The following is a 16,438-nucleotide window of genomic DNA, read 5'->3' as shown; positions in this document are numbered from 1 at the left end:
TAATATTAATAATTGGATAGAGAATTCAAGCAAGTCTAATCAATTTGAGAGAGAAATCACTTGAATCGATAAAATTGAAAATAAATTCAAACCCTAAAACAAACATATGCGAATTTTTACCAAACGATTAATGTCATTACTGGTGATGGCTTTAATGGTGCTAACAGCACCTTTGGCCAAAGCTGATGAACATAGCGAGCATTGCGCTCACTATGGAGGAGTCGTAGAGGTTCCTCTAAATAGTGGAGCCAAGGTAAGCTTGATGGTGTTGAGAGAGTATGGTCAGTTGTTTTTAAAAGATGCTGACGGATATTCTTTGATATGGAACAACGGAGAGCTTGAGTACGCTGCAAAAAGTGGCGGAAGATTAGTCCCTTCAGGGCAACTTTATGGAACAGGTATTCCTCCGATGGGAATAGCTAAAAATTTGGAGCCAGATCCAAGACCTGAAGATACAGCTAAGGAAAATGAAACAGAGCAAGAGAAAATTGGAGATCCTTTAAGAACAACTAATGCTTCAGTGCCTTCTAAAGGTAATTTGACGATTCCTGTTTTTATGGTTGGCTTCAGTAACTATACTTTTGGTAGTAACCAACACGATGGCCGAACCATGAGTGTTAATTATGACATTACTCAAGGTGATGGTAATAATCCACTTGGAGGAGGAGATCCGTATAGAGCTTTTGAAACACTGTTTAATGGAAACTCATATATTCCAGCGGATAATCCCGGTGATGGATATATGACAGTTAAGGATTATTATAGAAATGCCTCTTATGGCCAATTGAATTTACGATTTAATTTTGCTTCATACAGTCCTGTAAGAGCTAGTCAAACACATACAGCGTATGGAGACCAAAATGGAGAAGGTCCAACTATGGACCTTGTGCATGAGGCGATTAGTAAATCTTTGCCGGGTAACTTAGGTAATCCTTCGCAGTATGATAGTGATGGAGATGGTTTTATTGATGGTGTTGTTATAATGCACGCAGGGCCGGGAGCCTCTCAGCAAGGTGATGGTCAATATGTTTGGCCAAGAAGAAATAGTATTGAGTACAATTCGAATCCTGAAAAAGGTATTGTTGTAGTTGATGTAAATAACAGACAAATTACTGCTGTTTACAACACAAACGGTCAAAGAGAAGATAGAAATCCTAGAGTTTATGATTTAGAAAAGAGACCAGGTGGTGGTTTACAGATGAAAAACCCTGACCCTTGGGGAAGAAAAACTCGTGTTTGGGTATATAGTGACTATTGTATTCAATCTGAGTCGCAATTCTATTGGGATGATAACAGAGAAAAACAACAGTCTATGGTGGGTATCGGTAATATTGTTCATGAGTTTGGACACTTATTAGGTATGCCGGACATTTACCATAAGGAAAAGTTTACATTAGGTGTTTGGGATATCATGGCTGGTGGAGCATGGGTAGCTGGGCAATATTTCCCTACAGATTTTAGTGTTTACACCAAGGCTGCATTAGGTTGGATTACTCCTCGAGAATTATATAAAGATGATGATGGGACTTATACTTTGCCACCAAGCACAGATGATGTGTCTAATTATTATCAAATTAATACTAGGTATGGTCAAGATTATTTTATTTTAGAGAATAGGGTTAAGAAAAATAATGACCTATTTATTCCTGCTGAAGGCATGTTGATTTGGCATTTGCAGGAAAGATTAGCAGATATTAGTAATAGATATAATTATACTCCAAATGGATCTCCTGGATTTGATTTTGACGGAGTTGATATAGAAGAGGCTGATGGTAAGCAGGATGGAAATACTCAATCATCTGATACTTGGCCAGGAATATTAGGGAAGACTGAATTTGGTCCTAATACGACTCCTAATTCCAGATCTAATTATAATAATGAAGATACTGGTATTAGGGTTTATGATATAAAAGAATTGGCTGATGGTTCTATCGAGTTCAAATTGCAACATGATGAAGAGGAAGAGCAAGAACCTAAATATTGTCAGACTAAAGCTCAGTATGGAAATGAACTAGGTATCACACAAGTTACTTTTGGTCAGTTAAATAATTCATCGCCTTGGAAGGGAACATATCATTATGATGCTGCTCAAGAAGCTGTGGTTAATGTTGCTGATGAATTGGAGTTGGAGATTTTTGTTGATGGTAAGATCAAGCAAGATTATCAGGACATTGATACAGAAATAGGAGTTAAAGCTTTTATTGACTGGAATGCTGATGGCGATTTTGAAGATGCTGGAGAAATGGTGCTAGCTGAAAAAGCATTGTTGAAAGATAAGAAAAGATATACTGCGAAAGTCACAGTACCTGCAGGTTTGCCTCATGGTTCAAAGAGATATTTAAGAGTTGTAACATATTCTTTGAATTATACATATAATGACGAGCCTTATACCTTAAATGATGTAGAAGCTTGTGGTCCTTCAACTATATTTAAAGAAGGTGAAGCTGAGGATTACCGTGTAGTATTCATGGATGAAAACCAAGTTGATGTTCCTGAAAAACCTACAAACCTACAGGCATTTACAGTAGCAGGTAATGTGGAGCAAGTTAGATTGACTTGGGAGGATAATACTGATAACGAAATAAGATTTGATATTTTCGCTACAGATTACACAGGATTGAGATATGAAAAAATTGCTGAATCGGATAAGAATACTGAGGAAATTATTCTAGAGAATTTAATCCCTGGGAATACATATTATTTTAGAGTTCAAGCAATAGTGGATCCTATAAATTCTCCACTTTCTGATCCTGTAGAATTGACTCTTGATAAGGGAACGCCAAAGACGTATTATTGGGTTGGTAATGGTGGTGAATGGAGCGATCTATCTCACTGGGCAACAACTTCAGGCGGTACAGTTAAGCATGAAAGAATGCCGTCTAGAAATGATAATATCATTTTTGATGAAAATTCATTTACTAAAGAACAGCAAGCTATAGTATTTACTGAGAATTTTGAGGCTGCCAACATCGACATGATGAAGGTGACTAATCGCCCTGAATTTACCGTAAGAGATGAAAACTTGTCAATTACGGTTTATGGTGATTTGAAAATTCCTCAAAACGTATTTGGTAAGTGGGGCAAGTTGTATTTGAAGTCTGAAAATACTTCTGACGATCCAGCTGAACTTATTTTTGAATCGGATGAAATTTTCTATGAAAAAGTATTCTTTGACGCTCCAACAGCAACAGGTGCTTGGAAATTAGGCGGTAAGTTCTATGGACAAATAGGAATATTGAATCAAGGTGTTTTGACATTTGGAGATCAATACATGAGAATGTTCCAAGAATTCCAAGTAGCAGATAACCCGAATAAAAAGACTCTAAATCTGGATGATGGTGAGTTAGAAACAGGCTATTGGAATTTGCCTGATCCTTATTGGGGAGATTTGGATGCGTTGACTTTCACACAAAAGAACTCAACCATTACAGTTTCCACTTACGAGTTGCCTCAACCTGGAAGTATATATCAACATGACTCTAGATTTAATGGAGCTGATTTGACTTATAATCGCGTTGCTTTTAAAACAAGTGATTTAAGATTGACATTGCCTGATACTCCTGGTAATGACCCAAGACCAATATTATTGTATGGTAGCAATACAATGAAAGAACTGGTATTTCACCCTGGTGCAATAGTTTCAATTGGTGGTGGTCGTGATCAAGTATTTGATAAGCTGACAGCCAATGGTACTTCTGATAAACCTATAAAAATCTTAGGTGATCCAACAGTTGATTTTACAAACAGAGGCGCTCAAGTTAGAGTTGAATATTGCCATGTTAAAAATATTAATGCTGTTGATGATCAATGTTTTATTGCGACAAATTCTGTAGATCTAGGTGGTAATACAAACTGGTGTACACTTAGAAGACAAAATACAATAACAGTTTATAGAAGGAATTCTGATGATATTTATGTAGGGGATCAAATTGATTTGAGGTCGCATCTCTTCACGCAACCTCCATATACTTATACGTCAGTAGTATATCAAATTATCGAAGGAGAAGAGTTTGCTAATCTTAATGGATCCACTTTGACTGCTGTTGCTCCTGGTTTGGTTAAAATATCAGTTCACGGAGCAGCCAATAATACTTTTGGGCCATCTGATCCTGTGACGGATTTATTTGTAGTTATTTTAGATAGAAATCAACCGAATAAGTTTGTAAACTTCATGCAAGCGGTTCATGTAATAGGCGATGACGATTTCTGTATTTCTAATAATAATTATCCAAATGGACCTACGCCAGCTAGAGATAGAACTCCTATACCAACATCAGTGAAAGTAAGTACTCGTGGTATGGTGGCTGTTGCTGCTCAAAATGCCAATAGAGTAATGATCTGGAAGGTTGGACCAGGTATCAAAAACAACGATATTTCTTTGGGTGATGCTGATTATATTTTGGGGCAAAAGACTTGGACTGAAGATCGTATTCCTTCTGTTCAAGATTTCGGCACGTATACTAATGGTCCTGGAAATGTTGCGTTCTCTCCTGATGGCAATATGTTTGCCGTGGCAGATAGAGGAGGTAATCGTGTGATTATTTATAAAAATATTGATGCAGCTTTTGCCAAGGCCGATCAGAGAAGAGCAAATGGAGAAGATCCATATATTATGGTCGAAGATGCTGATATTGTATTAGGAAGATCTTCTTTTGGTTTGCAACAGGATTATGAAGTTGATAAATATCCTACAGGCGCAAGGGTGTTTAATGATCCAAAAGGTATAGCTTTTACACAAGACGGCAAGTTTATCGTTTGTGACGGAGGAAATAACCGTGTGTTGATTTGGAATGAAATTCCTGAAAGTCACTTTGCGGCAGCCGATGTGGTTGTTGGACAAACAAGTATGACTTCTGATAAATCAGAAGTAAGCAGAACGGGATTAAATGACCCTTCATCTGTTGCTATTTCTAGAGATGGCAAGATGATTATTGCGGATGCTGGTAACTCGAGGGTATTGATATATAATAAAGTTCCGACATCTAATGGAGCTATTGCAGATTTGGTATTAGGCCAAAAAAGTTTCTTCGATAACGGATGGGGTATAAGCAGCAGAGAGTTCTCTTGGCCATATGGTGTTGCTGTTGACTCAGAGAATAGATTGGCAATTTCCGAATACGGTAACAATAGAGTTGTTGTTTATAATGAAATGCCAACAACGAACTATGCTGCTGCTGATGTAGTATTAGGACAAGTAGACTTTTATTCAAATGATAAGAAAGAGGACATTGATAGAATTGGTGGATGCTGGTCTGGAAATGATGGGGAAAGATACCATAGAAGAGTAATTCTTGATCCATTTGAGCCTTCGTTTGATGCTGCTGGTCGTTTGTATACTGCTGGTTGGAAGTCAAGTCAGGTTAAGGTCTTTGGTGCTGAAGCATACAAAGGGGACTTAAAAATTGAGATTGCTTCTGAACTGCAAAAACCACAGATAGGTGATATTTTCGATGTTACATTGACTATTTCACATCTTAGTGGGAATAAAGCATATAACGTTAAGGTTGATTATACTTTACCTAAAGGGTTGGAATTGGTTGAAAATCCAGTGCCTTCCGTTGGTAATTATGATGAAGTGAACAATCAATGGAAAATGGATGAGTTGAATGTTGGCGCAGTCGAGACGATGGTTCTTAAAGTAACTTTGAAAGATGAGTTTGAGAACGAAGAAGTTTGCATGTACTCAACTATACATTCAAGTTTGATTGATACTAATCCGGATGATAATTCAGCTTCATTCTGTTTGAATAAGAAAAAGGAGGTCGAAATTATTCCTGATCCAATTGCAGCTAAGAAATTTGGCGATGCGCCTTTCTATGCAACAGCTACGACCGTACCTGATGGTTTGCCACTAAAATATAATTTGGTTTTCCCTGGTGAAGAAACAGCGAGAATAGAAGGAAATAGAATTACTATTTTGAAGCCAGGAAGTTTCATTATAGAATATATTTTCGAAGGAAATGACGAATACAAGAAAAAAACTGTTTCTCAAATAGTAGAGGTTGCTAAGGGCGAGTTGGAAGTTGTTTTTAGATGGCCGATGGATAGAGGTGTTTATAGTGTAGGCACATCTAAAAAGGTTGATTACGAAGTTGTTTCAGTTCTTCCTGAGCAATTTAAAGACATCAAAATACAGTACATTCCTGAATTGGATGACCAAGATTTAACATACGTAACATATGATCCTGAAACTGAGATTTTGACTTTGGACCGAACGAATAATTGGTTATGCTTGAGGTTTAAATTGAATGAAGTGATTTTGGATGATTTGACAGAGTATTATGATTTGGGTGATTCATATTTTGATACATGTATTGAAATAATAAACGGGGATCCTAAAGACAGAACAATTGACTTTGTTAATCCACAAATTCAGGCTACTTATAGCACTTTAGATGACATTGAATTGACTGGTAGAGCACGTCCATTGTATGAGTATTGGAACCCTTCATCTCAGGATTTAATTACTAGAAATACGGTGACTTATACTTTACTTCAAGGTGACGGTGAGATTTATCAAAATGGTACATACAATGAGTATATTAACGAGGCTAGCACTAATGTTAAAATACCAAAGATGTTCATAAAACCAAACGCACCTGGATTGTACAAGATTTTGGCTACAACAGAAGGATGTTGGGTTGGAAATACATTGTATAATGGAGCTCAAGAGGTAATCGAATTTGAAATAACTAGAGATCAATTGAGTACTGTTGCTGAGATTACAGATTTCAATATACCAAATGTTCAAATTGGTGATGAAGTAATTGATCAAGACGCAGGTACTATTACTGTTAATGTATCAAGTGATTTTAATGGGAAGTTTACTCCTGAAATTACTTGGGAAGGTGTAAAAATAGAGCCGGGTGTTGGTCAAGAAGTTGACGCTTCACAATCTAACGCGGTGTATTATGTTACGGCTGAAAATGATGATTTTGTAACTAGATATGAAGTTATCATTAATAGAGAACTAAGTTGTGATACAGATCCTGATTATTTTGAAGTTGAAGGTACTCAGTACCCTATTCAAGGACAGGATAATTATATTGCAGTTGAGGTACCAACCTCTGTGGATATTAGTTCTGTAAATATCATTGTAGGATTGCCTATCGAATTGATGAATAAAATGGATGTGAGTCCAAATAGGGTAGGTAGATATGATTTCTCTGATGGGTTTGTTGATTTTGTTATTACTGCTGAATGTGGGGATAAAGAACAATATAGAGTAGCTGTTACCCATGAGCAACCCGATGCTGCAGAGATTTTGTCTGCAGATGTAAATGGTGTGAGTACATTTATCGCAGGAGATCAGATTGCGGTGACATTGCCAGCAGGAACAGATTTGAGCAGTGGTACAGTTGATTTGGAGAATGTTATTTGGAAAAAGCCAAATAGAAATCCATCGATTACTAACTGGACAAATAATGGCGGTGTATATACTATTACTCTTGATGGAAATAACAAAGCTCAAATTATTACAGAGGCTGACAATGGTAAATCGGTTACCTATACATTAACAGTTAATGTAGAGCCGGAGGAAGGAAATCCAGAGGTTACAGCGTTTAGTTTGATCGGACAAACATCATCAACTGTAGACCAAGCGACAAGCACTATTGATGTTATTATGCCTTCAGGTTCGGATCTAAGCAATTTAGAAATAGAGAGTATTGTTTTGGCTGATCCTTCATCAACTACATCTTTGATAGTTGGGAATGCATATGACTTTACAAATGGCCAGACTTTGACAGTTACTGCAACTGGCGACATTAATAAGGTTTATACAATTAATGTTACGGCTGAAGATAAGCAGACTCCGACTATAACAGTTACTCCAAATCCTATAGTAGTAAAAGCAGGAGGATCAGTTACAATAACAGCGACCGCGGATAATGGCGAGACAGTAGTCTTGGATATCGAAGATACATCTATCGCGACATTAGCAGGTAATGATGTTACTGGAGTTGTTGCAGGAACTACTAATTTAGTAGCAAGAGTAGCAGAAACAGCAACACATATTGCAGCTGAAGTTCAGGTTGTGATTACTGTAGAGGACAAAGAAGTTCCAACTATTACTGTTACTCCTGATCCAATTGTAGTGAAAGCAGGTGAGTCAGTTACAATAACAGCGATCGCGGATAATGGCGAGACAGTAGTCTTGGATATCGAAGATACATCTATCGCGACATTAGCAGGTAATGATGTTACCGGAGTTGTTGCAGGAACTACTAACTTAGTTGCAAGTGTAGCAGAGACAGCGACACATGCAGCAACAGAAATTCAGGTTGTGATTACTGTAGAGGACAAAGAAGTTCCAACTATTACTGTTACACCTGATCCAATTGTAGTGAAAGCAGGCGAATCAGTTACAATAACAGCGACCGCGGATAATGGCGAGACAGTAGTCTTGGATATCGAAGATACATCTATCGCGACATTAGCAGGTAATGATGTTACTGGAGTTGTTGCAGGAACTACTAACCTAGTTGCAAGTGTAGCAGAGACAGCGACACATGCAGCAACAGAAATTCAGGTTGTGATTACTGTAGAGGACAAAGAAGTTCCAACTATTACTGTTACACCTGATCCAATTGTAGTGAAAGCAGGCGAATCAGTTACAATAACAGCGACCGCGGATAATGGCGAGACAGTAGTCTTGGATATCGAAGATACATCTATCGCGACATTAGCAGGTAATGATGTTACCGGAGTTGTTGCAGGAACTACTAATCTAGTTGCAAGTATAGCAGAGACAGCGACACATGCAGCAACAGAAGTTAATGTTGTGATTACTGTAGAGGATAAGGAAATACCAACTATTACTGTTACACCTGATCCAATTGTAGTGAAAGCAGGCGAGTCAGTTACAATAACAGCGACCGCGGATAATGGCGAGACAGTAGTCTTGGATATCGAAGATACATCTATCGCGACATTAGCAGGTAATGATGTTACCGGAGTTGTTGCAGGAACTACTAATCTAGTTGCAAGTATAGCAGAGACAGCGACACATGCAGCAACAGAAGTTAATGTTGTGATTACTGTAGAGGATAAGGAAATACCAACTATTACTGTTACACCTGATCCAATTGTAGTGAAAGCAGGCGAATCAGTTACGATAACAGCAACAGCGGATAATGGCGAGACAGTAATATTGGATATCGAAGATATGTCTATTGCGACATTAGCAGGTAATGATGTTACTGGAGTTGTTGCAGGCACTACTAATCTAGTTGCAAGTGTAGCAGAGACAGCGACACATGCAGCAACAGAAGTTCAGGTTGTGATTACTGTAGAAGATAAAGAGATTCCAACTATAACAATATCACCAAATCCAATAGTTGTTCAAGTGGGAGAAATAATCACAGTTACAGCAACAGCGGATAATGGTGAGACAGTAATATTGGATATCGAAGATACATCTATTGCGACATTAGCAGGTAATGATGTTACTGGAGTTGTTGCAGGTACTACTAATCTAGTTGCAAGCGTAGCAGAGACAGCAACACATGCTGCAATGGAGATTAAAGTTGAAGTAACAGTTACCGCTAAGCCAGTGCCAGTCTTGACTGTATCTCCAAATCCAATTAGCGTTATGTTAGGCAAAACAGTTGATTTGGATATTACAACTGAAAGCACAGGGGCTATTACTTATACATTCGGTGATGCAACTCTTGCAGAAATCACTAACGAAGTATTGACAGGTCTTGCGGTAGGTACTACAACATTGACAGTTGAAGTAGCGGAGACAGCAGATCACGCAGCGACAAGTGTTGAAGTTAACGTTGAAGTTACAGCTAAGCCATTACCAACATTGACGGTATCACCAGATCCGATCAGCGTTGTAATCGGTAAAACAGTTGCTTTGGATATTACAACTGAAAGCACAGGGGCTATTACTTATACATTCGATGATGCAACTCTTGCAGAAATCACTAACGAAGTATTGACAGGTCTTGTGGTAGGTACTACAACATTGACAGTTGAAGTCGCAGAAACAGCAGATCACGCAGCGACAAGTGTTGAAGTTGACGTTGAAGTTACAGCTAAGCCATTACCAACATTGACGGTATCACCAGATCCGATCAGCGTTGTAATTGGCAAAACAGTTGATTTGGATATTACAACTGAAAGCACAGGGGCTATCACTTATACATTCGGTGATGCAACTCTTGCAGAAATCACTAACGAAGTATTGACAGGTCTTGCGGTTGGTACTACAACATTGACAGTTGAAATAGCGGAAACAGCAGATCACGCAGCGACAAGTGTTGAAGTTAACGTTGAAGTTACAGCTAAGCCATTACCAACATTGACGGTATCACCAGACCCGATCAGCGTTGTAATCGGTAAAACAGTTGCTTTGGATGTTATGACAGAAAGCACAGGGGCTATCACTTATATATTCGGTGATGCAACTCTTGCAGAAATCACTAACGAAGTATTGACAGGTCTTGCGGTTGGTACTACAACATTGACAGTTGAAATAGCGGAAACAGCAGATCACGCAGCGACAAGTGTTGAAGTTGACGTTGAAGTTACAGCTAAGCCATTACCAACATTGACGGTATCACCAGATCCGATCAGCATAGTAATTGGCAAAACAGTTGTTTTGGATGTTATGACAGAAAGCACAGGGGCTATCACTTATACATTCGGTGATGCAACTCTTGCAGAAATCACTAACGAAGTATTGACAGGTCTTGCGGTAGGTACTACAACATTGACAGTTGAAGTAGCGGAGACAGCAGATCACGCAGCGACAAGTGTTGAAGTTGACGTTGAAGTTACAGCTAAGCCATTACCAACATTGACGGTATCACCAGATCCGATCAGCGTAGTAATTGGCAAAACAGTTGTTTTGGATGTTATGACAGAAAGCACAGGGGCTATTACTTATACATTCGGTGATGCTACTCTTGCAGAGATCAACAACGATGTATTGACAGGTCTTGTTGTTGGAACAACAACATTGACAGTTGAAGTAGCGGAGACAGCAGATCACGCAGCGACAAGTGTTGAAGTTAATGTGGAAGTGATTGAAGCACCAAAAGACGCTAGAATCTTAAGTGTAGAATTCTACAATGAAGTAAGCGCTACAATCAATGAAGATGCGAAGACTATTCAAGTAGAGCTTTATAGCTTTGTCGAGTTGAGCAATGTTTCCATCAAGTCAATTTTATTGACATCAGGTGCAGAACTGATTGCTCCTTCGGATATCAATAATATAGACTTCTCTAATGGGGCAGTTGACTTTATTGTAAAAAATGGATCTACGGAGAACATATATAAAGTAACAGCTTCTAATAGGCCAATTGTAGGTCTTGAAATAGATGAAGTTGCTATGACCGGTCAAGTTTCGTATACATTTGATGGAGACAGAACGTTCGATGTTGTGATTAGCGATAGCGAATTCTTATCATCAATTGCAGTTGAGGATATCAAATTTAAAGGCAGCTCGGTTGTATTTGAAAGATCTCATCCAAGAATTGGTCAGCTTTGGGATTATTCAAATGATGGAAAGCTTACTATCTATAATGAATTGGGTGAGCAAGCTACATATTTTATCAATGTTAGATATGCTGAAGACAATTCAGGAAATTCGGATATCAACATTGGAGGAATTGAGGTTAATGATGAGTCAGCAACCGTTGATAATTCAGATAGAACAATCAATGTAACATTGCCTGAAGATGAAGCGGGTACAGTAACGATTACTTCAATTGATTTGCCGGATGGCGTTGAGCTTGTTAGCCCAACATTAGGCACAGAAGTAGAATATGTACCAGGCAAAGGCGGAGTTGACGTAGTATTGAGAGATCAAGATGGCGAAAGCGTAGTGTATAAGCTTTTGGTTAATGGAGATGATTTGCAGACAGGATTAGGTGAGTTTGATGAAATCGAGCTTAAGGTTTATCCAAATCCATCGGCAGGCAGATTCTCGATCGACTTTGGCAAGCACTTGGATGCGAACATCAGAGTAATAGATGTTGCTGGAGCAGAACTTTACAGAAGCGAGGCAAGCGACTCTTACATCAAGATGAACTTGAGCCACTTGCCAGCTGGCGCTTATCATGTGATAGTTTCGGATAGCTATGGAAATAGCGAAACTGTTAAAATTATTATTGTGAAATAAATAGGGGTTTGAATATATGATTGAAAAGCTGCTTGATTATCAAGCAGCTTTTTTTATTATTGGAAAATATTAACTTTTATATTTCATCAATGTATGTGTTTTAATGTAGCTATATATTCTACGATTGATAAAGTTGAAAAGAAGTTTTCAAGGAGTTTAAATAAACCAAGTCTTTTCTCTAAATATCATTTTGTATCTGGGTTTGATCACCCATGGATTCCTGTAATTTCTACTAGTGAACCAAATCAAATTAAGATGATGAAATGGGGGTTGATTCCTCATTGGTTTTCAGAGTATGGGAATGAAAATAATATGGCTAACAAAACATTAAATGCTAGATGCGAGACATTGCAAGAGAAAAAATCTTTTCAGGTTGTAAGTAGGAATAGGTGTTTGGTACTTATTAATGGGTTTTACGAATGGAATTCTTCTTTCGGTAAAAAGTACCCATATTATATTCAAAATGAAACGTCAGAGTTTTTAACACTAGGAGGAGTTTGGGATAGTTGGCTAGATCAAGTGGGGAATGAAGTGCAAACATTTTCTATTATAACTACACCAGCAAATTCTCAAATGGAGACTATTCATAATACAAAAAAAAGAATGCCTCTGATCATACCAGAGGATCGATCAAACGAATGGCTGTCAAATTTTGATGTAAAAAAAGAAATAGAACCATTTCTGGTTCCATTTCAACATAACTTAAAAGCGTATACCGTGTCGAGTTTTATTAACAAACCAAAGAACAATCGAAATATTGATAAAGCACATCAAAATTACAATTATCCTGAACTTGATAATCCTCAGTTAGATCTCTTTTAATTTTAAGTAGATAATGAGACCTTAAGCTCTTTTATAGCTTTACTCCGCTTGCTAATTTTAAGTTTTAAAAATAAGGATAATAGAATGGCTATAGTTAATATTAAAACCATGAGATTCCAATTGGTAGTAAATCCAAACATTTCGACTATATAACTCCCCATTTTTCCGCTAATTATATGAGCTAGAGAAAATGACATAGAGTATAATGCCATATATTGACCTTTATGGTTTTTGTCTGCCATATCCAAAGCTAACTTATTAGTAGAAGGAAAAGCGAGCATTTCACCAAATGTTAATAATGTCATAGAGACTAATATGATGGCTATATTTTTCTCAAAGTTAAGAATTGCAAAGCTTATCAAAATTAGAAATAGGCTAGCAATAGTTATTGACAATTTAGAGAACTTCTTTTCTTCCAATAAGTGTACTAATGGCATTTCGAAGGCAAATATTAGTAAGCCATTGAGTGATATGATCATGCCTATTTGCCACTCGCTTAGATTATATACGTCTTTATGATAGAGTGGAATTATGGAAAACAGTTGCATAAAAGCAATACCTGTAAATAAAACTATCAAGAGAAAGATTCCAAAATCAATTTTTTGATAGTTAGTTGCTTTTTCCTCTGTTTCAATTTTTGATAACCCTGAAGCACTATTCAAATTAAGATTTGACAATGATGCTTTAGGTTTTAATACCATGTAAAGTAGAAATCCAGCTGAAACACATGTAACTCCATCTATCCAAAATAATGCGTAATAACCTATAGAGGTAATAATCAAGCCTCCAACAAAAGGGCCTACCGCAAATCCTAGGTTAATCGCTAATCGAATTAGAGTCACTGATCTAGTTACATTTTCAGGTTTGCTCAGTGAGTTTATAGCTACAAATATTGCAGGCCTGAAAGCATCAGCGAAAACAGTCGTTATGAATATCCCTAAGCAGAAGCTTAAAAATGTATCCATTGCTTGCAAGAATAGGAATGATACACCACTCATAATAAGGCTAGATAGCATCACTTTGTAATAACCGATTTTATCAGTCAATTTTCCTCCAATCCATGACCCAACAAATGAACCTATGCCAAAACAAGTAAGAATTGTCCCAACTTGGGATATTGAAAAATTCAAACTGTCTTGCAGATACAAAGTTAAAAAAGGCATGACCATTGTTCCCGCTCTATTGATAAGCGTTATAAATGCCAGCCACCAAATTTCTTTTGAAAGACCCTTGTAGGCATTCAAATAAGAATTTTTGAATTTCGTAAGAGTAAAATCAATCATAATAGTATAATTTAGGATGACATAAAAAAAGCTCGACATTTACTGCCGAGCTTTGTATATAGTTATTAATATTTATTAATAGATTACATAAACATAGCAGTATCATGATGCACTATCTTTTGATAGACATAAAATGATCTTCTGATATGTTTACAATTCATTGTCATAGTTTCTGAGTAGATTTAATCCAAAATCAGAAATTTAAACTACTTAAGCAAATTAATTTTTAAATATACATGTAGTAAATATAAATTTTTGATTTCAACTTATACTTTATTTTTTTAATACTGTAATTAAATATTTTGTAATATGATTCAATGTCAAGACATTTCATTGAAATTTGAGAGTAAAACGATTTTTTCAAATTTTAATTTATTTGTGAAAAAAAATGAAAAAATTTGTTTGAAAGCGGCTTCAGGAAGAGGCAAGTCTACACTATTGAAACTAATACAAGGTTTTGTTAGCCTAGACAGTGGCTCAGTTTTAATCGATGGAATGAGATTGGAAAGACAAAATATTAATCCTATCAGGGAACGTATAGCTTGGGTTCCACAAAACATTAACTTGCCTGTTGAGGATGGCAATGGACTATTGCGAATGCTTAAAATATATGATCGGAAAAATGAAGTTGTCAAGAAGGCTTTACAGTTAGGTTTAGATGATACTATTATGGATTATAGTTTTGTAAAACTTAGCGGTGGTCAAAAACAAAGAATGATTATAGCTGCTTGCTTGTCAATGAATAAGAAGATTTTGATTATGGATGAACCTACTTCTTCACTAGACGAAGATGCTATTCATCTATTGCTTGATGAAGTATTAAAGTTAGATGAGGTTACGATGGTTTCAGCTTCTCATAATTCTACTTGGCAATCAAAAATGGATAGACTTATAGAACTATGAATCAAATAAATGATATAGGCTGGCAAGAGTTAATGGTTAGTTTGCTTATGCTTTTTATTCCAATATCTTTTTTGGCATATTATAAAGTAGGTATCATTAAGCCGTTATTAATCAGTGTATTTCGAATGATGGCTCAGCTGGGCTTGGTAGCAGTTTATCTGGAGTGGGTTTTCGAGAGGAATAATCCTTGGATAAATTTGCTTTGGGTATTGATTATGATTTTCGTCGGAGTAATGACAGCGATACGTCGAGTGGATCTTCAATGGAAGACTTTTATTATTCCCATGCTAGTAGCAGGTATAACTTCAGTTATGATTGTGGATGCGTTTTTTTTAGGCTGGGTGATAAAGTTGGAATTTATATTTGACGCTAGATATTTTATTCCGATCACGGGTATGATATTAGGTAATTCTCTCAATAATAATGTCATAGGTTTAAATGAATATTTGACCAATTTGAGAGATAAATCAGATCTTTATTATTTTATTTTAGGAAATACCAATACTCAAAAATTAGCTTTGAGACCTTTTATTTCGAATGCTTTTATTAAAGCACTAAACCCAACAATCGCTACGATGTCGGTAATGGGGCTTATTGCTTTGCCGGGTATGATGACTGGTCAAATTTTAGGAGGTAGTCCGCCAGCTGAAGCTATAAAATACCAAATTATGATTATGCTGGCTATTTTTATTGGTAGTAGCTTAAATTTGATATTAAGCGTGGTTTTGGTAAGGTGGTTTGTTTTTGACGGGCTAGGTAACTTGAAAACCAATAAAGTCTTTTTGAAAATCAAAAAATAAAAAATCTGCTCACATGAAGCGAGCAGATTAACAAAAAGATAACGAAATTGAATTAGACAAAACCTACACTAAAATTAATGCAAATGCTGTGCCTATTTTAGCAAACTATTTATGTCTTCAATTTCATAAGCATCTTTCATAAGTTCAATGTTGTCTGGCGAGATGCTTTTTATTTCTATGGCAGGGTCGCCTTCTGTTTGACATTTTGAACCTTCAAGTCCCATATTTTCAATAATTGTCAAAGCTTGGTCAAGGTTTTCACCTTTTCTGATGATAACAAAAAAGTTTTGCTGTTCATCTTCACCAGTGCATTTTTTTAAAAATGGACGTATTTCTTTTGAATTGAAAATTAGATAATTTATAAGCGTGACTACTTGTTCTTTGAAAAAGTGTGGCTTAAAACTATCCAAAGTATAATTTCCGGTCATATTGTTAGAGCTTGTGCTTACAATAAACAAATTACTAAAAAAAAGTATTTTCGTATGAGAGAATATTTT

6 protein-coding genes are annotated in these 16,438 nt (G+C 36.7%); 4 read left to right on the top strand and 2 right to left on the bottom strand.

Annotated features, from left to right (window positions below; translation table 11 throughout):
- Window positions 1-106 precede the first annotated feature (106 nt).
- On the top strand, window positions 107-12,133 hold the full coding sequence (locus AABK36_RS24150; protein ID WP_309942684.1) for a M6 family metalloprotease domain-containing protein: 12,027 nt from the start codon (window positions 107-109) through the stop codon (window positions 12,131-12,133).
- Between the two features lie 93 nt (window positions 12,134-12,226).
- Complete coding sequence (locus AABK36_RS24145; protein WP_309942686.1) at window positions 12,227-12,955, top strand: SOS response-associated peptidase; 729 nt, start codon at window positions 12,227-12,229, stop codon at window positions 12,953-12,955.
- Between the two features lie 2 nt (window positions 12,956-12,957).
- Here AABK36_RS24145 and AABK36_RS24140 read toward each other — a convergent pair whose 3' ends face one another.
- The gene (locus tag AABK36_RS24140) at window positions 12,958-14,238 is read right to left on the bottom strand and encodes an MDR family MFS transporter (protein ID WP_309942688.1); all 1,281 of its coding nucleotides are present in this window, start codon (window positions 14,236-14,238) and stop codon (window positions 12,958-12,960) included.
- Window positions 14,239-14,547: 309 nt separating this feature from the next.
- On the opposite strand from AABK36_RS24140, the gene AABK36_RS24135 reads away from it, so the two are divergent.
- Together AABK36_RS24135 and AABK36_RS24130 are read left to right on the top strand one after the other, a co-directional pair.
- A complete protein-coding gene (locus tag AABK36_RS24135) occupies window positions 14,548-15,141 on the top strand; it encodes an ABC transporter ATP-binding protein (RefSeq protein WP_309942691.1) in 594 nt (197 codons plus the stop codon).
- The gene (locus tag AABK36_RS24130; protein WP_309942694.1) at window positions 15,138-15,941 is read left to right on the top strand and encodes an ABC transporter permease; all 804 of its coding nucleotides are present in this window, start codon (window positions 15,138-15,140) and stop codon (window positions 15,939-15,941) included. Before AABK36_RS24135 ends, AABK36_RS24130 begins: the two co-directional genes overlap by 4 nt.
- A 92-nt stretch (window positions 15,942-16,033) precedes the next feature.
- On the opposite strand, the gene AABK36_RS24125 is transcribed toward AABK36_RS24130, so the two are convergent.
- Entirely contained in the window at window positions 16,034-16,369 is a 336-nt protein-coding gene (locus AABK36_RS24125) for a hypothetical protein (protein ID WP_309942695.1), read from the bottom strand.
- Window positions 16,370-16,438 lie beyond the last annotated feature (69 nt).

The sequence above is a fragment of the Aureibacter tunicatorum genome, from assembly GCF_036492635.1.
GTDB lineage: Bacteria > Bacteroidota > Bacteroidia > Cytophagales > Cyclobacteriaceae > Aureibacter > Aureibacter tunicatorum.
This window is presented reverse-complemented; position numbering and strand designations above follow the sequence as displayed.